Source organism: Mycobacteroides sp. PCS013 (genome assembly GCF_049532645.1).
Classification (GTDB): Bacteria; Actinomycetota; Actinomycetes; order Mycobacteriales; family Mycobacteriaceae; genus Mycobacterium; species Mycobacterium gwanakae.
Window position 1 is genome coordinate 37,402 of record NZ_CP150131.1, and the last position, 26,155, is coordinate 63,556.

Genomic DNA, 26,155 nt, shown 5'->3' on the forward strand with positions numbered 1-26,155 from the left:
GAACCTGACGCGGTTTTTGTGGTGTTTTTCCTCGTCAGGTTCCCACTCGGGGCGTAAGGCGTTGAATCAGAGACGCTCGACGACCCAGTCGATGCACTGTGTCAGCTGGGAGATGTCCTCGGGGTCGATGGCCGCGAACATCGCCACCCGCAGCTGGTTGCGGCCCAGCTTGCGATACGGCTCGGTGTCCACCACGCCATTGGCGCGCAACACCTTCGCAACGGCGGCCGCGTCCACGTCGTCGTTGAAGTCGATGGTGCCCACCACCTGTGAGCGCTGTGCCGGGTCCGCCACGAATGGTGTGGTGAACGACGTCGCTTCGGCCCAGGAGTACAGCCGCGATGCCGAATCGGCGGTCCGCTTGGTGGCCCAATCCAGACCGCCATTGCTCAGCAGCCAGTCGACCTGATCGGCCAGCAGCAGCAGCGTGCCGATGGCCGGCGTGTTGTAGGTCTGGTTCTTGAGGCTGTTCTCCACGGCGATCGGCAGCGACAGGATGTCGGGCACCCAACGTCCGCTGCCACCGATCTCCTCCACCCGCTCCAGGGCGGCCGGGCTCATGAGTGACAGCCACAGTCCGCCGTCGCCGGCGAAGTTCTTCTGCGGTGCGAAGTAGTACGCGTCCACCTCGGACAGATCCACCGGCAGTCCGCCGGCGCCGGAGGTGGCGTCGATGAGCACCAGCGCGTTCTCCGAGCCGGCCGGACGCTGGACCGGAACCATGACACCGGTCGAGGTTTCGTTATGCGCCCAGGCGATCACATCAGCGGACGGATCCGAGACCGGAGCGGGAGCACTGCCCGCATCGGCGACCACCTTGATCGGGTCACCGACGAACGGGTTCTTGGCCACACAGGAGGCGAACTTCGCGCTGAACTCGCCGAAGGTCAGGTGCAGCGACTTCTCGCGGATCAGGCCGAACGCGGCAGCGTCCCAGAACAACGTCGAACCGCCGTTGCCGAGGATTACCTCGTAGCCCTCGGGAGCCTTGAACAGCTCTTTGAGGCCCTCGCGGACGCGGCCGACGAGGTTTTTGACGGGTGCTTGCCGATGAGACGTGCCAAAGAGGGCGGCTCCTGCGTCCACGAGCGATTGCAGCTGTTCGGGACGAACTTTGGAGGGGCCGCAGCCGAAACGTCCGTCGGCGGGCAGGAGGTCAGCGGGGATGGTCAATTCAGCCACGGCTACCAGCCTAAACGGTGGCCCATTGAGACCTGCCTCACACAAAACAAAGCCCGCAGAGAACGTCACATGGGACGTTTCGTCCCAAACCTAGATTGGGCCTTCTCGCCCTGTTTACACTCGCCCAGAGCTTGTAGACTTTCAAGTAGCCCCAGAACGTAAAAGTTTGCAGGTCCGTTACCTAATCAAAGGAGATAGGCATGTCCCTCCGCGAGAAGTTGCGCGCGAAGAAGGAAGTGCGTGGCGACGCTAAGTACGTCCAGGTGCTGGAGACCCTGTCGCACGGATCGACGAACCGGAACTTCGATCCGTTTATCGACATCGACTGGGACTCGCCCGAGTACGCCGTCGTCCCCAATGACACCCGCTGGGTGCTCCCGCATCGCACCGATCCACTCGGCCGGCACCCCTGGTACCAGGCGCAGCCGCTGGAGAAGCAGATCGAGATCGGCATGTGGCGCCAGGCCAACGTCGCCAAGGTGGGTCTGCACTTCGAGAGCATCCTGATCCGTGGCCTGATCCAGTACGCCTTCAGCGTGCCCAATGGTTCACCGGAGTTCCGCTACCTCAACCACGAGTCCATCGAAGAGTGCAACCACACCCTGATGTTCCAGGAGATGGTGAACCGCCTCGGTGTCGACGTGCCGGGTATGCCGCGTCTGCTGCGCTGGCTGTCCCCGTTCATTCCGCTGGCTTCCACTGTCGCACCCGAGACCTTCTTCATCGGTGTGCTTGCCGGGGAAGAGCCCATCGACCACACCCAGAAGAACGTGCTGCGCGAGGGCGACAATCTGCACCCGATCATGCGCCGCGTCATGGAGATCCATGTCGCCGAGGAGGCCCGGCACATCTCGTTCGCGCATGAGTACCTGCACAAGCGCGTCCCGGCCATGCACTGGTTCAACCGGTTTGTGCTGTCCATCAGCACCCCGATCATCATGCGTGTGCTGATGGGCGCCATCATGACGCCGCCGCGCAGCTTCGCCCGGAAGTTCGACATCCCGCAGGACGTGATGAAGGAGATCTTCTGGAAGAGCCCTGCCTCGCGCCAGACGATGAGCGAGGTCTTCTCTGACGTCCGGATGCTGTGCCGCGAGGTTGGCATGATGAACCCCATCGCCAAGCTGGTGTGGCGGGTGTTGCACATCGATGGCCGTGCAGCCCGTTACCGCAGTGAGCCGCAGCGTGGCCCGCTGGTGAACTACTCGGCTCCCGAAGCCGCAGTGGCTGATTCACACAGCGCTGTTCCCGCCTGATGCCGCACGTAGTTACCCAGGCGTGCTGTAACGAGGGCTCGTGCGTTTACGCATGCCCGGTGAACTGCATCCATCCCACGCCGGATGAGCCTGATTTCCTCAAGGCGGAGATGCTGCACATCGATGCATCGGCATGCGTCGACTGCGGTGCCTGCGTTGCGGCGTGCCCGGTCGATGCCATCAAGCCGGACTCGGTGCTCAAGGAAGAGCAGCTGCCCTTCCTGCGGATCAACTCCGAGTTCTATCCGCGCGAAATTCCCCGGGCCAGCTTGGCTCCGGTCATTCAGGCGCCGCCCGTCCGCTCCAGCGGGCGCGGACTGAAGGTGGCCATCGTCGGCTCCGGCCCCGCGGCCATGTACGCCGCTGATGAACTGCTGACCCAGCCGAACGTGAAGGTCAGCATGTTCGAGAGGTTGCCTGCTCCTTACGGTTTGGTGCGCGCCGGGGTGGCCCCCGATCACCAGCAGACCAAGCGGGTGACCAAGCTCTTCGACACGATGGCCGCGCAGCCCAACTTCGAGTTCTTCCTGAACGTCGAGGTGGGCAAGGACGTCAGCCATGACGAACTGCTGGCACATCACCATGCGGTGATCTACTCCGTTGGAGCGTCCTCCGATCGGCGCCTCGATATCCCGGGGATCGCACTGCCGGGTAGCGCCACCGCCACCGAGGTTGTCGCGTGGATCAACGCCCACCCCGACTACACCGACTTCCGGGTTGATCTCGATCACGAACGTGCCGTCGTGATCGGTAACGGGAACGTGGCCCTGGACGTAGCGCGTGTGCTCACCGGGAGCACCGACCGCCTCGCACGTACGGATATCTCGGATACCGCACTGACCGCGTTGCGCAGCAGTGCACTGCGTGAGGTGGTCATCGTCGGGCGCCGTGGGCCGGAACACTCCGCGTTCACGTTGCCTGAGCTGCTTGGTCTCGTGGGGTTGCCCGATATGACGGTGGTGATCGACGACGAAACGGCCAAGCTGGTCGACGAGGCGCTGCAGACGCATCTGGAGCCGCTAACCCGCCAGAAGCTGGAGGTGCTGAGCACCTGCCCGCGCGAGGCGCGGGAGCCGGGCGGTAAGACCATTCGTTTCGCCTACAACCGCACCCCCGTCAAGGTCTTAGGGGAGGGGCGCGTGACGGGCATCGAGTTCCAGCACGGCGACGCCGTCGACACCATCGATGCGGGACTGGTGCTCACCTCGATCGGTTACCGCGGCGTGCCGATGCCTGATGTGCCGTTCGACGATCAGCGTGCGGTGATCCCGAATGAGCAAGGGCGCGTGACGGATCCGGACACCGGCAAGGCGCATCCCGGAACCTATGTGGCGGGATGGATCAAGCGCGGTCCGACCGGATTCATCGGGACCAACAAGTCCTGCTCGCAGCAGACCGTTACCTCGCTGGTAGAGGATTACAACAACGGACTGCTCGCTGATCCCGTGCAACGGCTGTCAGGCTTGTCCAAGCTGATCCAGCGGCGCCAGCCCACGATTGTCGATCACGATGGCTGGCTGGCGATCGACCGTGCGGAGATTGCGCGCGGCAAGGGCGAAGGCCGTCCGCGTGACAAGTTCGTCTCGGTGCCGGAAATGCTTCGCGTGGCCGCGAACGCCCCACAACCACCGTTGTGGCGCAAGGCAATCCGCGGATCGGCGTTGGAAGAGCTGCTCCGGTAGGGCCTACTCGCCGCCACCGGCGACGTACTTCTTGAGGTCTTCGGGGTTGACGATCTTCACCGGTTGGCCCAATGACCACAGGTGCCCGAACGGGTCCTTGATGACGCCGAAGCGGTCGCCCCAGAACTGGTCTTCGAGTGGCATCTCGATGCTCGCTCCGGCGTCGACGGCACGGCTGAACCAGTCGTCGACATTGGGCACCGTGAGGTGGATGGTGACCGGGGTGCCGCCGAGGGCGGTAGGCGTGCTGGATTTGCCGTCGTTGTACTCGGGAAAATCGTCATTCATCATGATGGTCGTGCCGTTGATCTTGACGGCGGCGTGCATCACCTTGCCGTCGGGAGTCTCCAGTAGTCCGAGCTCTTCGGCACCAAAGGCCTTCTTATAGAACTCGATCGCCGCGCGCGAATCCTCGACGATGATGTAGGGAGAGACGGAGGGTTCTACTGGGGGGAGGTCGGGAGGGGTCATAGGCCCCACCCAACCACCTCACGCGTAGTGACGCCAGAAGTTCAGGTTATGCGTCTACCCGAGAGCGCAGCAGCCCGAACCCTTCCACGGACTCGATCGGACGCGGCCCGGGCCCGACATACAGTGCGGCCGGTCGCACCAGCTTGTCGAGACGCTTCTGCTCCAGGATGTGCGCGCTCCAGCCCGCGGTGCGGGCACAGGTGAACATCGCCGGCATCATGCGGGTCGGCACCTGCGCGAAGTCGAGTATGACCGCTGCCCAGAACTCGACATTGGTCTCGATGACACGGTCGGGACGACGTTCGCGCAGCTCGGTGAGGGCGGCCTGCTCAACGGCGGCGGCCACCTCGTAGCGAGCGGCGTCGAGGCGCTTGGCGGTGCTGCGCAGCACGCGCGCCCGCGGATCCTCGGCCCGGTACACCCGGTGGCCGAAGCCCATGAGCTTCTCGCGGCGATCCAGGATGCCCTTGATGACGCCGCGAGCGTCGCCGGTCTTTTCCGCCTGCTCGATCATGGGCAGTACGCGGGCGGGTGCGCCGCCGTGCAGCGGACCGCTCATCGCGCCCACCGCACCGGAGAGGGCGGCCGCCACATCGGCGCCGGTGGAGGCGATGACCCGGGCGGTGAAGGTTGAGGCGTTCATACCGTGTTCGGCGGCTGACACCCAATAGGCGTCGATGGCCTCGACGTGCTTGGGATCGGGATCGCCCTGCCAGCGGGTCATGAAACGTTCTGTCACGGTGGAGCATTCATCGATCAGGCGTTGGGGTACGGCGGGTTCGGCGTTGCCTCGTGCGGACTGGGCGACGTACGAAAGCGCCATCACCGAGGCGCGGGCCAGCTGATTTCGCGCGACGGATTCCTCGGTGTCCAGCAGCGGCTCAAAGCCCCAGATGGGAGCGAGCATGGCCAGCCCGGCCTGCACGTCCACGCGGACGTCACCGGTGTGAACCGGGATGGGGAAGGGCTCGGCCGGTGGGAGGCCCTGGCCGAACTTACCGTCGACCAACAGTGCCCATACGTCACCGAAGGTCACCCGCTGGGTGACCAGATCCTCGATGTCGACACCGCGGTAGCGCAGGGCTCCGCCGTCCTTATCGGGCTCGGCGATTTCGGTGGCGAAGGCCGTCACGCCCTCCAGTCCAGGTGCGAAATCCGCTGGTAGCGGCGCTGCAACCGTCATGATTCTCGACTCCCTACCTGTGGGTAACAACTCGGTAAAGGCGATTCTTGCACCTGCAAATAAGGGTGATTCTTAGTCACCTTGATCTCTCTTAGACGCTCGCCTGTAGCGTGATTTTCGTGACCGAATGGCTGCGCTCGGACTACCGTCCCGGAGAAAAGGACGGCAGTGGCGATCTGGATGTCGATTGGCTGGCCGAAGGCTGGCTTCCCTTGTTGCGCAAATGGTTTGACCTTGCGGTGTCCTCGGGTATCCCCGAACCGAATGCGATGGTGCTTGCCACTGTCGATGGCGGCCGGCCCGTGACGCGCACGGTGCTGTGCAAGGGGTTCGACTCCGCGGGTGTGACGTTCTTCTCAAACTATGACTCCGCCAAGGGGCGCCAACTCCAGCAAGCGCCCTACGCGAGCGTCACCTTTCCCTGGTACGCGCTGGGGCGGCAGGTCCACGTGCGTGGCGCGGTGACCAAGGTCGATCCGGCCCAGACCGCCAACTACTGGACCAACCGTCCGCGCGGATCGCAGCTGGGGGCCTGGGCCTCACAGCAGTCGGCGCCCATCGAATCGCGAGCGGCACTGTTGGCTCAGCTTGATGACGTCACTGCCCGGTTCGCCGATGTGGAGACGGTGCCGGTGCCCCCGCAGTGGGGTGGCTACGTGATCGCTCCGGAGACGGTGGAGTTCTGGCAGGGCCGTGAGAACCGCGTACACAACCGGATTGTCTTGCAAGACGGGCGGATTGAGCGGCTGCAGCCCTGACATATGTGGATCACATTGCTGGTGATGGCCCTTGCCGTCAGCTTCGAACCGTTCCGGCTGGGCATGACCGTGCTGATGCTGAATCGGCCGCGCCCCCAGCTGCAGCTGCTGGCGTTTCTGTGTGGTGGGTTCGTCATGGGGACGACCGTGGGGCTCGTGGTGCTGTTCACTTTCCGGCACGTGTCGACTGGATCGGCGCAGTTCACGTTGCCGCGGGTGCAGATCGGCATCGGGGTGGCGGCACTGCTCGTTGCCGCGTTACTGGCGTCGCGGGTGCGGGGTCCGTCGTCAAATGCGCAGTTGGACAAGGTCACCGGGCGTATTCAGTCCATCGCGACGGGCGGATCGCTGTGGGTGGCATTGGTTGCCGGGCTGGGAATCGCCCTGCCCTCGGTCGATTTTCTGGCCGCGCTGGCCGTGATCGTGGCCTCGGGCACCCCGGCGGCCACGCAGGTCACCGCCCTGCTGATGTTCAACATCATCGCCTTCGCGCTGATCGAGGTTCCGCTATTGGCTCATGTTGTGGCGCCGGAGCGCACGGCTGAGGTGATGGCGAGGCTCAACAGCTGGATACAGTCCAACCGTCGCCGCAACATCGCGCTGGTGCTGGCCGTAGTCGGATGTGTGCTGCTCACCGTCGGGTTAGCCGCGATCTGACGGCATTCGCCAGTCGCGTCGGGGTCAGGAAACCCCGACGCGAGTGTCCGAGTCCAGTCGGGTGAACTCGTCCTGGAGATACTGCTCGACGCAGGCCGCGCGCCGGATTTTGCCGCTCGTCGTGGTGGGAAGTGACCCGGCTGGCACGAGCACAAGGTCTCCGACATTCACACCGTGCGCGTTGGCTATCGCCGAGGTGACCTCGCTCTTGATCTCATGGAGCCAGTGCGCCACCGAGCCGTCAGAATCTGCGCGCTTCTTGAGCTCGATGACGGTCACCAGCTTCTCGGTGCTGTCGAACGGAACCGATATCGCCGCGACTCGACCGCGCGTGATCTCTTGAACCGTCGCCTCGATGTCCTCGGGGTAGTAGTTACGCCCGCGGATGATCAGCAGGTCCTTGATGCGGCCGACGATGAACAGCTCGCCGTCGGAGATGAACCCGAGGTCACCGGTTCTCAGCCAGGGGCCTTCCGGAGTGCCGGGCGACGGCTCGGTCACCTTCGCGCCGAAGCACCGCTGCTCCTCGAGTGACTTGCGCCAGTAGCCGGAGGCGACATTCTCGCCGTGCACCCAGATCTCGCCGACCACCTCCGGTGCGCACTCCCGGTGTGTGTCACTGTCGATGATCCGCACCGTGGGGGATTGCGGCACATGGTATTTGACCAGCGCCGTGCCGGTCCCGGCCGGGCAGCGCCGCACGCGGCCCGCGGACAGCTCCTCGACGTCGAAATGAGCGGCAGGCTCGGTCTCGCTCCAGGTGCCCGAGGCCACGAAGACGGTGGCCTCCGCCAGCCCATAGGAGGGGCGCATCATGTGGTCCTGGAAGTTGAAGTGCGCGAACCGATCGACGAAGCGCCGCAAGGTGGCCTGCTCGACGCGTTCGGCGCCGCTGATGATGCCGAGAACTCCGCCTAGATCGAGCCCGGCCAGGTCGGCATCGGTCGTCTTGCGGGCCGCCAAATCAAAAGCGAAGTTGGGTGCCGAGGACCACGCGTGTGGGTTCTTGGCCAGTGCTCGCACCCACCGCGAAGGGCTTTCCAAGAATGCGATCGGGCTGGTCAAGTCGGCGTGGTAGCCGCCCAGGATCGGGGCGCAGACACCCAGCACCAGACCCATGTCGTGATAGAAGGGCAGCCAGGACACGATGGTGGCATCCGCCGGAATCCTGGAACCGGTGTCCACGAAGAAGCTGCGCATCAACTGCTCGAAATTCGACTGAAGATTGCGGTGGGACAGTACGACGCCGGTGGGTGTTCGGGTCGAACCCGAGCTGTACTGCAGGTACGCGATGTCCGGTACGTCGGCCGGAACGGTGCTCGGCCCGCCGTCGATGTCGAGCCGCAGCGTGTCGATCTCGATGATCTTGGGGGCGATCTCGAGGCGCGACTGGTCGACATAGTCGCCCACATCTGAGGCAACCGCCGAGGTCGTGAGAACCACCGAGGGCGAGGTGTCATCGAAGACGGCACTCACTCGGTCAAGGCTCGAACCGCGGTGTGGCAGCGGGAGCGGCACGGCGATCAGCCCGGCTTGCATGGACCCCAGGAAGGCCAGGATGTACTCGAGGCTTTGTGGAGCCAGGATGAGCGCCCTGTCGCCGGCTGCCGCGTGCTGGCTGAGTTCGCGAGCCACGTTGAAGGTACGACGCGACAACTGTGACCAGGTGAGGCTTTCGGCGACGCCCGTTGGGCTGTGGCTGTAGTCGGTAAAGGTGAACGCGATGTCATCCGGGCGCAGGCTCGCCCGGCCGTGCAGCATCGACAGGATGGATGACTGGGTTGAAGGTGTCATGGTGTCACGTCCGTACTAATTGGGAGGGGCTGAGCGTGTGCCGTTGCCCAGCACGGCGAGAGCGCCGCTGGTGATCTGTGAAAGCGGATCGGCACCGCCGCCGAATGTCGCTTGTGAGGCCGGCGCCGTGACCTTGGCGGGGTCAAAACCGCGCACCGGGTCCACCGCGATCGGCGCCGTCGCCGGGTCATCGTTACGGGAGTAGCCCGCATCCACTCGAGGCTGCAGTATTGCGTCGAGCCTGTTCAGCGTCTCCTCGGGAACTCCGAGGTATTTGAAACCCAGCACCAGAGGAAGGTGCTGTTCGGGGATGAAGTACGTCGTTGTCGTTCCTCCCCGGGAGTTAACTTCCGTCCGGATGTTCTGCGGCGGAACCATTTTCGGATTGGTGAAGGCAATCGCCGTATGGCCGGTGGCCAGACCCGCGATGGCATTGGCAACCGCAAACAGGTTGTCCGGCCGGTCCGGCCAGTCCGCGATGCTGTCGTACGCGGAGATGAATTGGTCGGTGTGGTACTGGCTTTCGACCGGAGCCGGCACGGTGTAGTCCATGAACGGCACCACCGATCCGGGTGCGAAGTTCTGCGTCAGGAAGCTCTCACCGAACGGGTGCCGCGCGACCGGATCGCCGAACGTCGCGAACGTCAGTGAGTCCGGCGCCGGCGCGGTCGGATCGCTTGCCAGCGCTGACTTAACGGCGTTGAGTACGAGCGCTCCCTCGGATAGACCCATCGCGGTGCCGGGACCGCCTGTGCGAATGGCGTTTTCGAGGTTGGGTTCGCCGACGTCGATCGACTCGCCGATGCTGGGGCCGTCCAGACCCAGGCCGGGCATGATCTTCTCCCCGACCGGACCGATGCCGGGGAACAGGCGCTCCAGGGTGTGACCCTGGACCTGCCCAGCGGGGTACCAGATGTTTTCCCGCTTCATGCCCGGGAACCAGTCCTTGCCGGTCATCCGGATGTACTCGTCGTAGGGGATGCCGAGCACGTGCGCACCGCCCAGGGCATATGCGGTCCGATCCGGCGATACCGGCGCGGCCATCGCCGTCCCGTCTGCCGCGATTCGGGGGATAGGCGGTCCGGGCACCTGTGGGTCATCGGCAACAGCGGACGGGATGCCAAAACAGCCTGTCATGCTGGCGACTACCAGCAGGGCCGCTCCTGCGAGGAGGTCTTTCATCCGTGCTCCTGACCGCTCGGCTTCATTTTCAGTGTCACATACATTTCTGGTGCTAGCCCGCCTGCGTCGCGGGTGCTGCGGGTGGCGGTGACGCCACCGATGGTCTTTGGCGCTTGCTGACCCGTGACGGCCACCAGTTGGCCCAGCCCACCAACGCCGCGATGGCGGGCACGGTGATGGTCCGGACGACGAAGGTGTCCAACAGAATTCCCACGCCGATCACGAAGCCGCCCTGGACCACGATTCCAATGCTAGAGAACAGCAGGCCACCGACCGACGCAGCGAAGATCAACCCGGCCGCGGTGATCACGCCACCTGTGGAATTCAGGGCGCGGATGATCCCGTAGCGCACACTGTTTGTCGACTCGTCCCGCATTCGTGACACGAAGAGCATGTTGTAGTCGGCGCCCACCGCGACCAGCACAACGAAGGCCAAAGGCGGCACCGTCCAATGCAACTGCTGGCCGAGCAGGAATTGGAACGTGAGCACCCCGATACCGATGGCCGCGAAATACGACAGCACCACCGACCCGACGAGATACAGGGGCGCCACGATCGCCCGCAGCAACACCATCAGTGTCAGCAGCACGACGATGAGTGTCGCCGCGATGATGAACTGGATGTCGTGCTGGTAGTAGTCGCGCGTGTCGCGCAGGGCAGTCGGAAACCCGCCCATCGAAATCGTGGCATCGGCCAGCGTGGTGTTGGGCTGAGCACCCTTGGCGACATCGCTGATTTGGTTGACCTGGTCCATCGCCTCGGGGCTGAACGGGTTGAGCTTCGTCTGAACGAGGTACCGCACGGAATGGCCGTCCGGTGAGATGAACGCCTTGGCCGCTCTTTGGAAGTCCGGATTGTTCAGCACTTCGGCGGGAATGTTGAATCCCGCTTGCGACGGGTCCGCGGCATTGGTCTTCATTGTCAGCAGGAAGGCCGACGCCTGGTTGAGTCCGTTGACGATCACCTTGATCTGCCCGACGAGCTGATCCACACCGCCGGCCACCTGCTGGCTACCGCCGGCCAGGCGGTCGGCCCCCTGCCGCAGCTGGTTGAGTCCGGCTTGCGGACCGCCGGGCTTGTCCAGGCCCATGGCCTGCAGCCCGTTCATGACGCTCATGAGCGAGGCGTTGAGCTTGGTTACCGTCGCGGAAAGTGTTGCTTTGTTGCCCGGTGAATTCCCGAGCTGATGAGCGAGCTGATTGATTTCGTCGAGGCGTCCGCTGTTGCGTTCGCCGACGAGTCGCTCGAACTGGCCGCGGGTGGTGGCGCAAGAGACATCGGCATCGCAGACCGGGTTGGCCTGTAATGCGTTCAGCACCGGGTTGATCCACGCGAACATGTCCTTTGCGGCGGAGAAGTTCCATCCCATGTCATTGGCAAGCGCGTTGATGGCATCGACGAGCTTGGCGGCGTTGTCCACATTCCGCACCAGTTCGTCGCCGCCCGATTTGGTCTTCAGCGAGTTGGACGCGTCGAGCAGGCTCTGCAGACCGGGGACGATCTTGTTGAGCTGGGTGCGCAGGTCGCCGAGGCTGCCGGCCAAGGTGTTGGCGCCGGCGGTGAGCCGGTTGAGGTCGCTGCTGCGCTGGCTGATCTGGTTGGAGCCGTCGGCCAGCCGGGTGCCGACGAGCCCTGCCTGATAGGTGGCTCTGAACTCGGGTGGCACCTCGCCGAGCGGGCGGGTGACGCCGCTGACCAGGCCGACGTCGGGGAGCTGAGCGATGCGGGACGCCATCTGTTCCAAATCGGCGAGAGCCTGTGGGGTGCGCAGGTCACGCGGCGACTGGATGAGGATGTATTCGGGAATGGACTGGCTGAGCGGGAAGTGCCGTTCCAGCGCGGTGTACCCGACCGAACTGGGTGCCGACGGCGACACGGCCTTGCGGTCGTCGTAGTTGTAGCGCGCCAGCAGGGCGCAGCTCCCCAGCAGGGCCAGGACCACCACACTGGCCACCAGATGTGGAATCGGACGACGAACGATACGTATGCCGGACCGCCGCCAGAACTGCGCAGTGAGTTCGCGCCGCGGCCTGACCCAGCCGCGTGGTCCGGCTAGTACCAGGATTGCGGGCAGCAGGGTCATTCCGGACAGGTACGCGACACCGATCCCGATGGCCGACGACACTCCGACCGTCTGGAAGACGCCCATCTTGGCAAAGCTCAAGAGCAAGAAGGTGATACCCACCGTCGTGGCGGACGCGGTGATCACCTTTCCGATCGACATCATCGCGGCGCGGACCGCCTGGTCGTAGGTCTTACCCGCCCGCAGATAGTCGTGATAGCGACTGATGAGGAAGACCGCATAGTCGGTGCCCGCGCCGGCCAGGATCGCGCTGAGGAACACGATGGACTGGTTTGAGACGCCGGCCCCGGTCAGCTGCGAGTAGGCCGCCACCACGGACTGCGCGATCACCAGCGAGGACCCGATTGTCACCAGTGGAAGCATCATCGTCAGTGCGCTGCGATAGACCAGCAGCAGCACCGCGAGCACCAAGATGGCGATCGCGAGTTCGATCGGTAGCCGGTCCTGTTGTCCTGCGACGGTGAGGTCGGCGACCGTGGCCGCCGGACCGGTGATGTGCACGGTCGTCGGACTGCCCTGGGCGCTGCGCTGGATGAGGCCGGTCACCCGGTTGTACGAGTCGAAGGCCTTGGGCGTACCCAACTCGCCCGCAAGGCCGATCGGCAGGATCCAGGTTTTGTTGTCCTGACTCGTCAGGAACTTTCGCAGCTCGGGTGTGCCGATGAAGTCCTGGACCGACACGACGCTGGTCAGGTCGTGTCGTACCGCATCCACCACCTTGCGGTAGGTCGTGGCATCCTCGGGTCCCAGTCCGTTCTCGTTGATGAACACGACCAGGAGCAGGTCGTCATTGCTCGATTCGTGAAACGCCTCGGTCATCTTCTTGGCGGCCACGCTCGACGGAGCATCGGCCGGCAAAATGGCGAGCGGATGCTTCTCCGCCATTTCGGTCAGTGAGGGGAAGGTCAGCGGCAGGGCGATGGCCAGCGCCACCCAGGCGCCTATCACCGCCCATGGCCATCGCACCACGAGATCGGCTAGCCGCCGCATATCTTCCTCACCCTCATTCTGATGTCGCTCAAGCTACGCGACGCGTCCCCAGTGACCGCTGTCCGCGACTCGCCCGCACACCGACTTCATGGCCTCCATGTAGCGCAGCGCCGACTTCTCGGCGATCGGGTTATCGGGATGCATGATCGCCATCGCTGTCCCTTCCCCGTACCGGAATATGTAGATGGTCAACTGGTAGGAGAATCGGCCGTCCGGATAGATGCCGATGTTGTCGGCAAGCCCCAGCTCGCCCGCCGCGAGGATGGCGTTGAGCGGAGCGGCGCCACCGTGGAAGAAGTTCGACACCGGAAAGTTCGGTTCCGGCCACTTCAGCCACGGCGCCAATTCCAGGACCCGGTAGTACGGCACCCGGGACATGTCCAGACTCGAATCGAAGGCGGTCTGTGCGGCGTACGCCGCATCGTTGAAAGAGGTTGCCGCGATCGGAACGGTGATCGGGATCAGGCCGGTAAACCAGCCTTGCGTCATGAAATTGTCGCTAGCTGTGCGTGAATCCCTCGGAGTCAGACCGTAATAGGTGACCGCCCCGGTGAATTCGTGCTCGACCAGGCCGAGGCAGGCGAAGAGACCACCGACGAACCGTGAGCCGGCAGTCGAGCAGGCGGACTCGAATCGGTCCGTCTGCTCCGGGCTCATCAGCGACAGGGAGGTCATGGTGCTGGTGGTCGCTTCGGCCGGGTTGCCCAGTGGAAGCGGGAACTCGGGAAACGTCCCATTGTTGTTCTCGGCAAAGTCGATCCACGCGCGTACCCCGGGCGAATCCAGGGTTAATGCCGATGTGAACTCGCGCTCGCGAGTACAGAAGTCGTCGAAGCTGCCGGCATCGGGAAGCGTGAGGGCCTGCCCGCCTCCGCTCAGCGCGGAGTACATTCCGTTGGCTTCCATCATGGTGGTGCCAATCAACGTCGCATCACCATGCACGTGGTCCATGGCAGCGAAGAACGTGAAGTGGTTCTCGCTCTGGATGATTCCAAAGGTGAAGCATCCCCATTCCAGTGGGCTCGGTATGTCGATGACGTGGCTGCGTATCTCATCGACCGTCATATGCCCTTGTGTTACAGGCGCGAACTCGATTTCGCTTGGATCGCTGATGGAGTGCCGTACGAACGTCCCGTCCTCGGCGCGCTCGAACCAGCTGCGGAAGGTGTCATGCCTACGCAGGTATGCGTTGAGGGCATGGTCCATCGCGGCGATGTCGCACTGGCCCGCGACATCGCAGCTGGCGATTATTTGGCGCGAGAAGTTTAGGCCAGCTTCGTTCCGTTCGTAGTAATTTCGCAGATGTTGGCTCTGCATGTAGCTGACTGGCACCAAACTCACAGGTGCTTGCCGGGCGTTCTCGGCCGCGGCTGGGGTGGGGTGCCACGAGGTGACGGAGCCGGGGCTCAACGTCCATTCGTCAAGTGCGCCAACAGTTATCGTGCCAATGCGCAAAGCGCCGTCCTCTCGCTCGGCCGGCCCCGCTCCGGCATCTCTCGTCGGTGGCCCAACATACCCTCGGTTTGACCGCACAACGCGCGGTCGGCCAAGACCCGGAAACCCCATGCGCCACATGGCATACCGGGAATAACTAGAACTTACTGTCCTAGTTACCACGAAGTTTGGGAACAACAGTGCGCACGATACTTGTTCGGCTAGAGTCGCGTTCGCACCCGCCGATGTCCAGAGTCACATTCTTGGTCCGACGATGTCGAGGGCCACTCTCCCCACCCGCCGACGCAAGGAGGCCACAGCATGGAATCCGCTGACCATCCGATCAATCCCGCCCCACGTTTTGCAATCATCGGATATGCAGCGCGTTTTCCCGGTGCCGCCAACGCGGACGAGTTCTGGGACGTGCTGCGTGAAGGCCGTGACGCGATATCGGAGGTACCCGCTGACCGGTGGGATGCCGATGAATTCTTTGACTCTGAACCCGGAGCTCCCGGCAAGGTCGTAACCCGTCGTGCCGGCTTCGTCGATGACGTGACGGGGTTTGACGCGCCGTTCTTCGGTATGTCGACGCGCGAGGTCAGGCTGATGGATCCGCAGCACCGACTGTTGCTGGAGATGGCATGGCGTGCAGTGGAGCATTCCGGAATCGCCCCAACGGATTTGGCCGAGACCAACGCCGGCGTGTTCGTTGGTTTGGCCACCCATGACTACCTGGGAATGGCGTCCGATGAGCTGACTTTTCCGGAGATCGAGGCCTACATGGCCATCGGCACCTCCAATGCCGCGGCCGCCGGCCGCATCAGCTACCGGCTGGGGTTGCAGGGACCCTCGGTTGCCGTCGATACGGCGTGCAGCTCGTCATTGGTAGCAATTCATCAAGCGTGCCAAGCACTTCAACTCGGAGAGTGCGATCTCGCGCTGGCCGGCGGTGCGAATGTCCTGCTGACCCCGGCCACAATGATCACGTTCTCGCATGCGCACATGCTGGCGCCCGACGGCAAGTGCAAGACATTCGACGCGGCCGCGGACGGCTACGTGCGTGGTGAGGGATCCGGCGTCATCGTCATCAAGCGCCTTGAGGATGCGATCCGCGACGGTGATCGCATCCGGGCCGTGATCAGGGGCAGTGCGATTAACCAGGACGGTGCATCGGGCGGGTTGACGGTGCCCAATGGCGTTGCTCAGCAGCGTGTTATCGCCGATGCGCTCAAGCGTGCCGGTGTCGTGCCGAGTGACGTCGGATATCTGGAGGCGCACGGCACCGGAACATCGCTGGGCGATCCGATTGAGGCCCAGGCCGCTGGCGCGGCCTACGGCATCGGCCGTGCGGCGAACGATCCGTTGTTGATCGGCTCAGCGAAGACGAACATCGGACATCTGGAGGCGGCCGCGGGTATCGCGGGCGTCATCAAGGTCGTGCTGTCACTCGAGAACGAATTGTTGCCGCAGCACCGCAACTTTCAGAATCCGTCGCCGCACATCCCCTGGGACAGGCTCCCGGTGGAGGTCGTCAAGGAGGCCACCGCGTGGGAGCGCAACGGGCGCCCACGTATTGCGGGAGTTAGCTCGTTCGGGTTCGCCGGAACCAATGCTCACGTCATTCTCGAAGAGGCTCCGGTAGCGGCCGAGATCGAAACGGCCGAAGAGCCGGAGTCGACGGGGGACCGGTTCAGCATTCTGCCGCTGTCGGCGCGCACACCCGCCGCGTTGGTGCAGATCGCCGATCAATACCGCAGCTGGCTGAACGGGCACCCCGAGGCTACGTTGGCGGACCTGTGCTTCACCGCCGGAGTGGGGCGCGCACATTTGGAGCACCGCGCCGCGCTGGTGGTCAATTCCCGTGAAGCCGCCGTGGAGCTGCTCGGCGCCGTCGCCGATGACCGCCCTGCCCCGGGCCTGGGGCGTGGAGAATCCCATGACACGCCCAAGACAGCGTGGCTGTTCACCGGCCAGGGCAGCCAGTACCCGGGCATGGCCCGTGAGCTGTTCGACACCGAGCCGGTGTTCGCCGAGACGCTGAAGCGTTGCGCGGCGGTGGTGGCCGATGTTCTCGAAAAGCCGTTATTGGATGTCATTTTCGATGTAGACGGTCCAGATGCCGAGGCGACGCTGCGGCAGACCGCCTATGCACAGCCCGCCTTGTTCGCAGTGGAGATGGGCTTGGCTCGGCTCTGGCAATCGTGGGGCTTCGAGCCGGATGTGGTGCTGGGTCACAGCGTTGGCCAGTACGCGGCAGCCTGCGTCGCGGGCGTGTTCAGCCTCGAGGACGGCGCTGCGCTGATGGCCGAGCGCGGCCGCTTGTTCGGCAGCTTGCCCGCCGGCGGGCGGATGGCAGCGATATTCGCCGCCGCCGAGCGAGTGGAGAGCCTGACTGACGATTTCCCCAGTCTGTCGGTTGCCGCTTACAACGGTGCCAACACCGTATTGTCAGGTCCTGCACAGGATCTGGAAAAGGCGGTGGCGGGGCTGGTCGCCGAGGGCATTCGGTGTGACTTCCTGGAGACCAGTCATGCGTTCCACTCGGCCTTGCTCGACCCGATCCTCGACGAGTTCGAGGCGTATGCCGGCAGGTTCAATTACAAGACACCACAACGCATCCTGATCGACAACCGCACGGGCACCGCGCTGGGCAGAAGCGTGAAACTGGACGGTGCGTACTGGCGCAGGCACGCACGCCAACCGGTGGAGTTCGCCAAGAGCGTGCGCACCCTCGCCGACATGAATTGCAAGGTGCTGTTCGAGATCGGCCCACAACCGGTACTCACCGCCGCCGCGCTCCGCGCCTGGCCCGACCCGGCCACCGCGCCGCGGGCGATCGCCTCCTTGCGTCGAAACACCGCGGACCACAGGCAGATCACCGAAGCCGCTGCCGACGCGTACGTCCTGGGGCACCTGCCCGATTTCGGTGCGTTCCGGCACGGCCACGCGCGAAAGCTCGACCTGCCCACCTATCCGTTCGAGCATCGCCAGTACTGGTTCAGTGATAAGCGAAACGCCGACAACCGCGAGGCCACGAACCAGCAACAGCCGGCTTCCGGGCCGCGCACCGAGGCCGTCCGTCTGCTCGAGGACGGAAAGATCGAGGAACTCGCGAACCTGCTTGGTGGTACAAGCGGCGACCAGCAGACTCTGGCTGTCCTCACAAAGCTTGCGGCACAACATAACCAGCAACGCACCACGCAGACGATCGCGGATGCTCGCTACCAGTTCCGGTGGGACAAGTCGCCCACGCCGCTCGCGGGTGCGGATACCAGCACGGCTACCACCTGGCTTCTCGTCGGAGATGTAACCGGTGCGGCCGCGCCGCTGGTTGATGCGCTCACCGCACGTGGACAGCAGTACCGGGTTCTCGGGTTGCCGACGTCCGACCCCGACGAGCAGCAGCTTGCCGACGCGTTCCGTTCCGCGGTATCAGGCGATTCCGCGCTCCGCATCGTGCATGTCGCGGCCCTCGATGGCGGTACCTCCTCGGCGCGGTCGTTGCTGCGGATACAACACCAGATACTGGGCGGAACGCGACGGCTCTTCCGCGCGGCAGCGGCTGCTGAACTGCGGGCACCCATCTGGGTGATAACCCGTGGCGCCCAGCGAATCACCGATACCGACACCGTGGCGCCAGAACAGAGTGCCCTGTGGGGATTCGGCCGTGCGGCAGCCCTTGAGCTTCCACAAGTGTGGGGTGGACTTGCTGATCTGGCCGATGCCAGTGCTGCCGAATGGTCACAGTTCATCAGCCGAGCTTCCGCATCGAGCGATGCCGCAGCCAGGGAGGACCAGATCGCATTGCGCGATCAGTCGGTCTACGTTCCCCGGCTCGTGCGGCGGGAGAATCTGCCCAGCGGTACTCCGCTGGAAATCCGCGACAACGGAACCTACTTGGTCACCGGCGGGTTGGGTTCGATCGGGCTGGAGATCGCCGGGTACCTGGCCGCGTGCGGCGCCAAGAATCTGGTGCTGACCAGTCGGCGCGAACCGAACGAGGCGGCACAGCAGCGCATCGACGCACTGGGTGCGCAGCACGGCTGCGAGGTCCGGGTGGTCACCGCCGATGTCGCGGACGCACATGACGTGGCACGCCTGCTGGCAGGCGTGCAGGCCGAGTTGCCGCCGCTGGCGGGCATCGTCCATGCCGCGGGGGAGATCGGCACCACCCCGCTCAGTGATCTCGACGACACCGAGGTAGATCGTGTCTTCGCCGGCAAGGTCTGGGGCGCCTGGCATCTGAGCGAAGCGGCGGCCGATCTGAAGCTCGACTTCTTCATCAGCACCTCCTCCATCGCCTCGGTGTGGGGTGGCTTTGGCCAGACCGCGTACAGCGCGGCCAATGCCTTCGTCGATGGACTTGCCTGGCGTCTGCGTGAACAGGGCGTCGCGGGGACCAGTGTCAACTTCGGTCCGTGGACGGCAGGCATGGCCGACGCGGAATCCCGGGCGCGACTGGAACAACGTGGAATCAAGACGTTGTCCCCGTCCGATGCGCTGGCCGGCTTGGCGGATGTGGTGGCGGCTTCCCAATCGAACGGTGGGGCGCAGGGCGTCGTCGCCCGCATCGACTGGGCCCGTTTCCTACCGCTCTACCAGCAGGCCGGGAGGCGAGCATTCCTGGCGGAGCTGGAGCGTGAGGTGCCCTCGCATCTGGCCACATCTCAGGGTGTCGCCCAGTCGGGTACGACGCAGCTGGTCGAACGGCTTGCGGGCGCTCCGGTACAGCAGCGCAAGAAGCTTCTGACGGACTACCTGCGCGATGCGGTGGCCGAGGTGACGCGCGTGGACGTCTCGGAGATCCGTGAGGACGCGGGGTTCTTCGATCTCGGCATGGATTCCCTGATGGCCGTCGAACTGCGCCAACGCATGGAACAGGGTGTGGGCAAGGAGATTCCGGTCACCCTGGTGATGGATCATCCGCGTATTTCCGATGTTGCCGACTATCTGCTCGGCGAGGTGCTGGGCCTCAGCGAACAAGCCAAGCCGGCGTCACAACAGGTATCGGCTGTCACGGATCGCACCGACGAGCCGATCGCGATCGTCTCGGTGTCATGCCGATTCCCCGGCGCGCCGGATCCGGAGGCCTTCTGGGAGGTGCTTTCCGGAGGCGTCGACGCGATTCGTGAGGTGCCCGAGGACCGCTTCGACATCGACGAGTTCTATGACCCGGATCCGGAGACCGCCGGCAAGACGTACACACGCTTCGGCGGATTCCTGGACGGTATCGATGGATTCGATCCCGAGTTCTTCGGCATTTCCCCGCGTGAGGCCGTCTGGATCGAGCCGCAGCAGCGACTGATGCTCGAAACGGTATGGGAGGGCTTGGAACGCGCCGGATACTCGCCGGCCGCGTTGCGCGGCAGCCGAACCGGCATCTTCGCGGGCGTAGGTGCCAACGAGTACGCGCACCTGCTGTCGTCGGAATCGATCGACAAGATTGAGCCCTACTTCATCACCGGTAACGCGCTCAACGCGATATCGGGACGTGTTGCGTTCGCGCTGGGATTCGAGGGACCCGCGGTGGCAGTGGACACCGCGTGCAGCTCGGCGTTGGTGGCGGTCCACCAGGCCGTGCAGGCCCTGCACTCCGGTGATTGCGATCTGGCGGTTGCCGGTGGTGTGAACGTTCTGTTGAGCCCGGTGACAGTCATTGCCGCCTCGCGCGCCAGGATGCTTTCACCGGTCGGTCGCTGCAAGACGTTCGATGCGTCCGCCGACGGCTATGTGCGCAGTGAAGGCTGCGGGATTCTTGTGCTCAAGAGATTGAGCGATGCGGAGCGCGACGGGGACCGGGTCCTGGCCGTGATTCCGGGTAGCGCGGTGAACCAGGACGGCGCATCCAGCGGACTGACCGTTCCCAACGGAGGGGCGCAGCAACGACTCATCGGAACGGTCCTTGCGCGTGCCGGTCTGGCGGGCGGGGACGTCGATTACCTTGAGGCGCATGGAACGGGCACCCCGCTGGGTGATCCGATCGAGGTGCAGGCGGCGGCTGCGGCCTACGGTGGCTCGCGCGAGGCAGACCGGCCGCTGCTGATGGGCTCGGTCAAATCCAACATCGGCCACACCGAATCGGCTTCCGGTGCAGCAGGTCTCATCAAGGTGGTGCTCTCGCTCCAAAACGGGGTGCTGCCGCAGAGTCTGCACTTCGAAAAGCCGTCCCCGCACATCCCGTGGGAGTCGCTGCCAGTTCGGGTGGTGGACAAGGCCATTCCATGGGAGCCCAACGGTCGGCCACGGCGCGCCGGGGTGAGCTCGTTCGGATTCACCGGCACCAATGCCCACGTGCTCATCGAGGAGGCACCGCGACGGGCAGTGGTGACGGATGAAGGTGGCCCCGACGGCACCGCCGCTACACCAGAAGTTCAGGGCGACAAGGTGAACGTCCTCCCGTTGTCCGCCAGGTCGCCGGAGGCGCTGGCCGCGGTGGCGCAGCGTTATGAGTCCTGGTTGAGCGCCCATCCAGAGGTCGACATCGAGGATGTCTGCCTCACCGCGGGGAGTGGGCGGTCGCACTTCGAACATCGTGCCGCTCTCGTCGTGGACTCGGTGGAGTCCGCGCGCGAGGGGCTGGCCGAGTTGGTTCAGAACCGGCTGCGCCCCGGTGTGGTTCGTGGCGAACACACGAACCATCCGACAACGGCCTGGCTGTTCACCGGACAGGGCAGTCAATATCCCGGTATGGCGCGTGAGTTGTTCGACGCAGAGCCGGTTTTCGCCGAGACCGTCACACGCTGCGCGGAAGCCGTCAAGGACATCGTCGAGCGCCCCTTGCTGGAGGTGATGTTCGCCACCGATCGCGAAACGGGCGGAGAAGCCGGGAAGGTGCTGCGGCACACGTCATTCGCGCAGCCGGCCATCTTCGCCGTAGAGATGGGTCTGGCCCGGCTGTGGCAGTCGTGGGGCATTGAGCCCGACGTGGTGCTGGGCCACAGTGTTGGCCAGTACGCGGCCGCATGCGTCGCCGGAGTGTTCAGTCTGGAGGACGGTGCGCGACTGATCGCCGAGCGCGGCAGGCTCTTCGGAAGTCTGCCCGCGGGCGGGCGCATGGTGGCCGTCTTCAGCGACGCCAAGCATGTCGAACAGATCGCGAGTGATTTTCCGCGTGTGTCGGTGGGCGCCTACAACGGACCGAACACCGTGCTGTCGGGTCCGGGCGAGGATGTGGAACAGGCGGTCGCGCGCTTCGAGGAGGAGGGAATCCGGTGCACCTGGCTGGAGACCAGCCATGCGTTCCATTCCGAGCTGCTGGACCCCGTCCTCGACGAATTCGAGTCGTACGCAGCGCAAGTACAGTTCGCGACTCCCACGTTGCCGCTGGTGTGCAACCGCACGGGTGCGGTGCTGACGGCACAGACCCCGATCGACGCCCAGTACTGGCGACGGCATTCCCGTCAGCCGGTGCAGTTCGCCGAGAGTGTGCGCACCGTGGCCGCGCTGGGTTGCTCGGTGCTGATGGAGATTGGCCCGCAGCCGGTGCTGACCGGCGCCGCGGTGCAGGTCTGGCCGGAGCACTTGGCCGCTCCGCGGGCGATTGTCTCGCTGCGCAAGGGTGTTGGCGACCGACGCCAGATCGCCGAGGCGCTGGCCGCGGCGTACGTCGGCGGTCATCGGCCCAATTTCGCCGCGCTGCGGCGCCACCCGCGTAACACGCTGGAACTGCCGACCTATCCCTTCCAGCGCCGCCGCTTCTGGCCGAAGTCGTCCGGCGCCGCCATCGAAGGCGGGGGCGGCTTGTCCGCGGGCATCCTGGGTCGAGGTGAGGACCTGGCCTCCGGCGATTCTGTCTACATCAGCCGGTTGTCGGTCAGGTCGCAGCCCTGGCTGTCCGACCACGTTATCTACGGCACCGTCGTCGTACCCGGCGCAACGTATGCCGCGATGGCCCTGGCGGCCGTCGGCACTCCGGCACGGGCCAAGGATGTGTTCTTCTACGAGCCGATTATTTTGCCGGAGAAGAGCTCTCGTGAGGTGCAGCTGACGCTGCATCCCCTGGAGGATGGCAGTGGGTCGAAGTTCCAGGTTCACAGCCGTCCCTATGGCGAACGCGATGTTGACTGGTCACTGAACGCCGAAGGCACCGTCGTGCCGGGTATCGATGACAGCGCCGACGATGCGGCCGGCCAGTCCTCGGAGGCCGAGCCGGTTGACGCGGCCATAGAGCGGATGGAGCGCATGCGTCCGAACGAGCTGTTCGAAACCTTCGCTGATCTGGAACTGTCCTGGGGCCCAACCTGGTCCGGCTCTCTGAAGTCACTCTGGCTTGGTCAGGGTGAGGCCATCGGCGACGTCCTCGTCGGTGAGGAACTCGCAGAACAGCTCGGTACCGAGCCGATGCACCCGGTGCTGATGGATCTGTGCACCGGTGTGGCCTTCCCGGCGTTCCCGGCCCTGCTCGCGGCTGAGCAGGGCATCAACGACCTGTTCCTGCCCTTGCGGTACGGCCAGGTGACATTGAAGGAAAAGATGCCACGGCGCTTCTACTGCCGGGCCCGGTGGCATGAGAGCGCGCTGGACAGCGAGACCCAGGTCTTCGATCTCGATTACCTCGATCGCGATGGACGTCACCTCGGTGGGATTCGCGAGTTCACGGTGAAACGTGCGCCGCGCGAGGCATTGCTGCGTGGGCTGGGCGGCGATGCCACCCGTCTGCTGTACACCCTTGGCTGGCACGAGGTTCCGGTGCCAGCCGCCGCGGAGGACGGCACCGCGACGGCAAGCGGTACCTGGCTGATCGCAGGGTTCGACGAGCTGGCCGCCAGGGTGCCGGGCTGCATCCCGTTCGATCGGACGAGTAATCCGGAACTTCTCGGACAGGTGCTGGCAGAGGCCAAGGAGCGCGGCGTGCCGTTCTCCGGTGTCGTCTGGCGTGCCGCCGCACCGGGTGCGCAGGAGTCGAGCACCGATGAGATCGCGCGTCTGGAGACCGAGATCGCCAACCTGCTCAGTGCTGTGCATACGGTGCAGAACGGCGCACAAAATGGCGTGAAACTTCCCGACGGTCTCTGGATCGTCACCGAGCGCGCCGTGGCCACCGAGTCGGGCGAGCCGGTTGATCCGGTGCAGGCCTCCCTGTGGGGATTCGGGCGCACCACCATCAACGAGGAACCGGCGCTGCGCGCCAAGCTCGTTGATGGTGACGGCTCACCCGAGGCTGTACAGGCGCTGGCGAATCTATTGGTTACGCCGGTCGAGGAGCCCGAAATTGCTGTGCGGCAGGGCAAGCTGCTCGCCTCGCGGTTGTTGCCGTGGTCACGCAGCGGCAATCTCACGGTGCCGCGCGGGAGCGACTACGCCCTGTTGCCCACCGAACGGGGTGCCATCGACAACCTGCGGATCACCGAGAAGGAGGTCGAGGCGCCGGACGAGGGCTACGTGCAGGTGCGGGTGGAGGCCGCCGGTCTCAACTTCCGTGACGTGCTCAACGTGCTGGGTCTGTACCCGGGTGACCCGGGCCCGATTGGCGGTGACTTCGCCGGTGTCGTCACGCAATTGGGTGAGGGTGTTACCGAGGTCGCGGTGGGTCAGCGGGTCTATGGCTCCATGCAGGGTGCCTTCGCCAGCCGGTTCAACGCACCGGCTCAGTTCCTGGCGCCGATTCCGGACGGGATTAGTGCGGTCGAGGCCGCCACGATTCCCGCTGCGGCGCTGACGGTTCGGCTCGCCTTCGACTGGGCGCAGCTGAAGCCCGGCGATCGTGTGCTCATCCACGCGGCCAGTGGTGGTGTGGGATTGGCTGCGATACAAATGGCGCAACAGTGCGGTGCCGAGGTTTATGCCACAGCGAGCACCTTCAAGCGGGCGACCGTGCGCAAGCTCGGCGTGAAGTATGTGTATGACTCGCGTACAACCGATTTCGCCGACCAGATCCTCGCCGACACCGATGGGCACGGCGTTGACGTGGTGCTCAACAGCCTCACCAGCGAAGGGTTTGTCGAGGCGACCGTGCGGGCCACCGCCAAGAACGGCCGTTTCGCCGAGATCGCCAAGCGTGATATCTGGACTTCGGAGCAGATGGCCGAGGCCCGCCCAGATATCGCCTACGAGATCGTCGCGCTGGACACGGTGATGTTCCAAGAGCCCGAACGTATTCGGGGCTTGCTGACGGAGGTTTCGGACGGTTTGGCCAAGGGGGAGTGGACACCACTGCCCGCCGAGATCTACCCGCTGACGGAGGCCAGGACGGCGTTCCGCCGCATGCAGCAGGCCCGCCATATCGGCAAGATCGTGTGCCAGATGCCGAATCCACTGGCACCACAGCAGGATCGGACCTATCTGATCACTGGTGGACTGGGCGCGATCGGCCTGCACACCGCGTCGTATCTGGCTCAGCTCGGTGCCGGCGACATCGTGCTGACCAGCCGCCGTGCTCCAGATGTGGACGCGCAAAGGTTGATCGAGGAGATCAGCGAGCGCTCCAAGGCCCGCATCCACGTCTTCACCGCCGATGTCGGCGAGGAGTCCGAGGTTGTGAAGCTGCTGGAGCGGATTCGGGCGGAGCTGCCCCCGCTCGGCGGCATCGCGCATCTGGCAGGCGTGCTCGATGACGCCCTGCTGGGTCAGCAGAGCGTGGAGCGGTTCCGGACCACCTTGGCGCCCAAGGCGTTCGGTGCCGATTACCTTGACAGGCTGACGAAGGACGAGGACCTGGACTTCTTCATCGTGTCCTCCTCGGTGTCGAGCTTGTTCGGTTCGCCTGGTCAGTCCAACTACGCGACGGCCAATGCGTGGCTCGACGGTCTGATCGCGCGGCGCAGGTCGCAGGGTCTGCCCGCCACCGGCGTCAACTTTGGGCCCTGGGGGCAGGGAGGTATGGCCTCCTCGGAGGCGGCGACCGCGAACATCAGTGCGCAGGGCTTGATTCCGCTGGATCCCTCGGCGGCACTCGCGGCTCTGGCCGAGGTCATTGCCAACGGCACGGGCCAGGCCACCGTCATCAAGGCCAACTGGCAGCGTGCGGCGAAGGTGCTGGGCAGTTCGCGTCCGCCGATCCTGGACCTCGTGTTGCCGAGTGCCGTGGGCGAGGTGACCGGTGACAGCGAGTTGCTCAAGCAACTGATGGAGATACCGGTGCCGCAGCGGGCTGGTTTCGTGACCGAGTTCCTGCAGCGCGAGGTGCAGAACTTCCTGCGCCTGGCGCAGCCGCCGGCCGCGACGAGCCGGTTCTTGGACCTCGGTACGGATTCGCTGATGGCGATCGAGCTGCGTAACCGGCTGCACAGCCAGTTCGGCGGCAAGTTCACCATCAACGCGACGGCGGTGTTCGACTACCCGACCATCGGTGGGCTCGGTGAGTACCTGGTGGCGCAATTGCCGGATGCGGAATCCGAATCGCAGGAAGCACAACCCGCGGCGGAGCCAGCGCAGTCCGAGTCAGAGCCGGACACGGTGCTCGCGCCATCTGACGAAGTATCCGAGCCGGCGCGGTGAACCCGTAGCCGTCCAGGTAAGTTAGCCAGCCTGGACGGCTACGGTAT

At 64.7% G+C, this 26,155-nt stretch carries 12 protein-coding genes; 5 read left to right on the top strand and 7 right to left on the bottom strand.

The window, feature by feature from the left end; translation table 11 throughout:
• Positions 1-66: 66 nt before the first annotated feature.
• Positions 67-1,182, bottom strand: coding sequence for a phosphoserine transaminase (serC, locus tag RHO23_RS00210; RefSeq protein ID WP_064407869.1), 1,116 nt, complete (start codon positions 1,180-1,182; stop codon positions 67-69).
• 200 nt (positions 1,183-1,382) lie between these two features.
• Between serC and RHO23_RS00215 the strand changes: the two genes are divergently transcribed.
• The gene (locus RHO23_RS00215) at positions 1,383-2,438 is read left to right on the top strand and encodes an AurF N-oxygenase family protein (protein WP_057968325.1); all 1,056 of its coding nucleotides are present in this window, start codon (positions 1,383-1,385) and stop codon (positions 2,436-2,438) included.
• On the top strand, positions 2,438-4,120 hold the full coding sequence (locus tag RHO23_RS00220) for an FAD-dependent oxidoreductase (protein WP_418035976.1): 1,683 nt from the start codon (positions 2,438-2,440) through the stop codon (positions 4,118-4,120). The genes RHO23_RS00215 and RHO23_RS00220 overlap by 1 nt, the downstream gene beginning before the upstream one ends.
• A 3-nt stretch (positions 4,121-4,123) precedes the next feature.
• On the opposite strand, the gene RHO23_RS00225 is transcribed toward RHO23_RS00220, so the two are convergent.
• Together RHO23_RS00225 and RHO23_RS00230 are read right to left on the bottom strand one after the other, a co-directional pair.
• Positions 4,124-4,591 carry a VOC family protein gene (locus RHO23_RS00225; protein WP_046252628.1) on the bottom strand — a complete coding sequence of 156 codons (468 nt, stop codon included), beginning with the start codon at positions 4,589-4,591 and terminating at the stop codon, positions 4,124-4,126.
• Positions 4,592-4,637: 46 nt separating this feature from the next.
• The gene (locus tag RHO23_RS00230; RefSeq protein ID WP_030094350.1) at positions 4,638-5,774 is read right to left on the bottom strand and encodes a citrate synthase 2; all 1,137 of its coding nucleotides are present in this window, start codon (positions 5,772-5,774) and stop codon (positions 4,638-4,640) included.
• A 110-nt stretch (positions 5,775-5,884) separates the two neighbouring features.
• Here RHO23_RS00230 and pdxH point away from each other — a divergent pair, with 110 nt between their 5' ends.
• The gene (gene pdxH, locus RHO23_RS00235) at positions 5,885-6,532 is read left to right on the top strand and encodes a pyridoxamine 5'-phosphate oxidase (protein ID WP_030094351.1); all 648 of its coding nucleotides are present in this window, start codon (positions 5,885-5,887) and stop codon (positions 6,530-6,532) included.
• Between the two features lie 3 nt (positions 6,533-6,535).
• Positions 6,536-7,189: a GAP family protein gene (locus tag RHO23_RS00240; RefSeq protein WP_423488493.1), complete on the top strand. Its 654-nt coding sequence runs from the start codon at positions 6,536-6,538 to the stop codon at positions 7,187-7,189.
• A 24-nt stretch (positions 7,190-7,213) separates the two neighbouring features.
• On the opposite strand, the gene RHO23_RS00245 is transcribed toward RHO23_RS00240, so the two are convergent.
• Genes RHO23_RS00245 through RHO23_RS00260 form a run of 4 tightly spaced genes read right to left on the bottom strand, consistent with a single transcriptional unit; the run spans position 7,214 to position 14,693 of the window.
• The gene (locus tag RHO23_RS00245; RefSeq protein ID WP_423488494.1) at positions 7,214-8,983 is read right to left on the bottom strand and encodes an AMP-binding protein; all 1,770 of its coding nucleotides are present in this window, start codon (positions 8,981-8,983) and stop codon (positions 7,214-7,216) included.
• A 15-nt stretch (positions 8,984-8,998) separates the two neighbouring features.
• Positions 8,999-10,165, bottom strand: coding sequence for an acyltransferase PE (gene pe, locus RHO23_RS00250; RefSeq protein WP_030094354.1), 1,167 nt, complete (start codon positions 10,163-10,165; stop codon positions 8,999-9,001).
• A 52-nt stretch (positions 10,166-10,217) separates the two neighbouring features.
• Entirely contained in the window at positions 10,218-13,238 is a 3,021-nt protein-coding gene (locus tag RHO23_RS00255; protein WP_423488495.1) for an RND family transporter, read from the bottom strand.
• A gap of 33 nt (positions 13,239-13,271) precedes the next feature.
• Positions 13,272-14,693, bottom strand: a complete 1,422-nt coding sequence (locus RHO23_RS00260; RefSeq protein ID WP_081346273.1) for a condensation domain-containing protein — start codon at positions 14,691-14,693, stop codon at positions 13,272-13,274.
• Positions 14,694-14,993: 300 nt separating this feature from the next.
• Between RHO23_RS00260 and RHO23_RS00265 the strand changes: the two genes are divergently transcribed.
• Positions 14,994-26,108, top strand: a complete 11,115-nt coding sequence (locus RHO23_RS00265; RefSeq protein ID WP_423488496.1) for an SDR family NAD(P)-dependent oxidoreductase — start codon at positions 14,994-14,996, stop codon at positions 26,106-26,108.
• The last annotated feature ends 47 nt before the right edge of the window (positions 26,109-26,155 follow it).

Coding starts and splice junctions, on each gene's coding strand:
- RHO23_RS00215 (WP_057968325.1), top strand. CDS start 1,383: ATGTCCCTCCGCGAGAAGTTGCGCGCGAAGAAGGAAGTGCGTGGCGAC.
- RHO23_RS00255 (WP_423488495.1), bottom strand. CDS start 13,238: ATGCGGCGGCTAGCCGATCTCGTGGTGCGATGGCCATGGGCGGTGATA.
- RHO23_RS00225 (WP_046252628.1), bottom strand. CDS start 4,591: ATGACCCCTCCCGACCTCCCCCCAGTAGAACCCTCCGTCTCTCCCTAC.
- RHO23_RS00240 (WP_423488493.1), top strand. CDS start 6,536: ATGTGGATCACATTGCTGGTGATGGCCCTTGCCGTCAGCTTCGAACCG.
- RHO23_RS00245 (WP_423488494.1), bottom strand. CDS start 8,983: ATGACACCTTCAACCCAGTCATCCATCCTGTCGATGCTGCACGGCCGG.
- RHO23_RS00220 (WP_418035976.1), top strand. CDS start 2,438: ATGCCGCACGTAGTTACCCAGGCGTGCTGTAACGAGGGCTCGTGCGTT.
- RHO23_RS00230 (WP_030094350.1), bottom strand. CDS start 5,774: ATGACGGTTGCAGCGCCGCTACCAGCGGATTTCGCACCTGGACTGGAG.
- RHO23_RS00265 (WP_423488496.1), top strand. CDS start 14,994: ATGGAATCCGCTGACCATCCGATCAATCCCGCCCCACGTTTTGCAATC.
- pe (WP_030094354.1), bottom strand. CDS start 10,165: ATGAAAGACCTCCTCGCAGGAGCGGCCCTGCTGGTAGTCGCCAGCATG.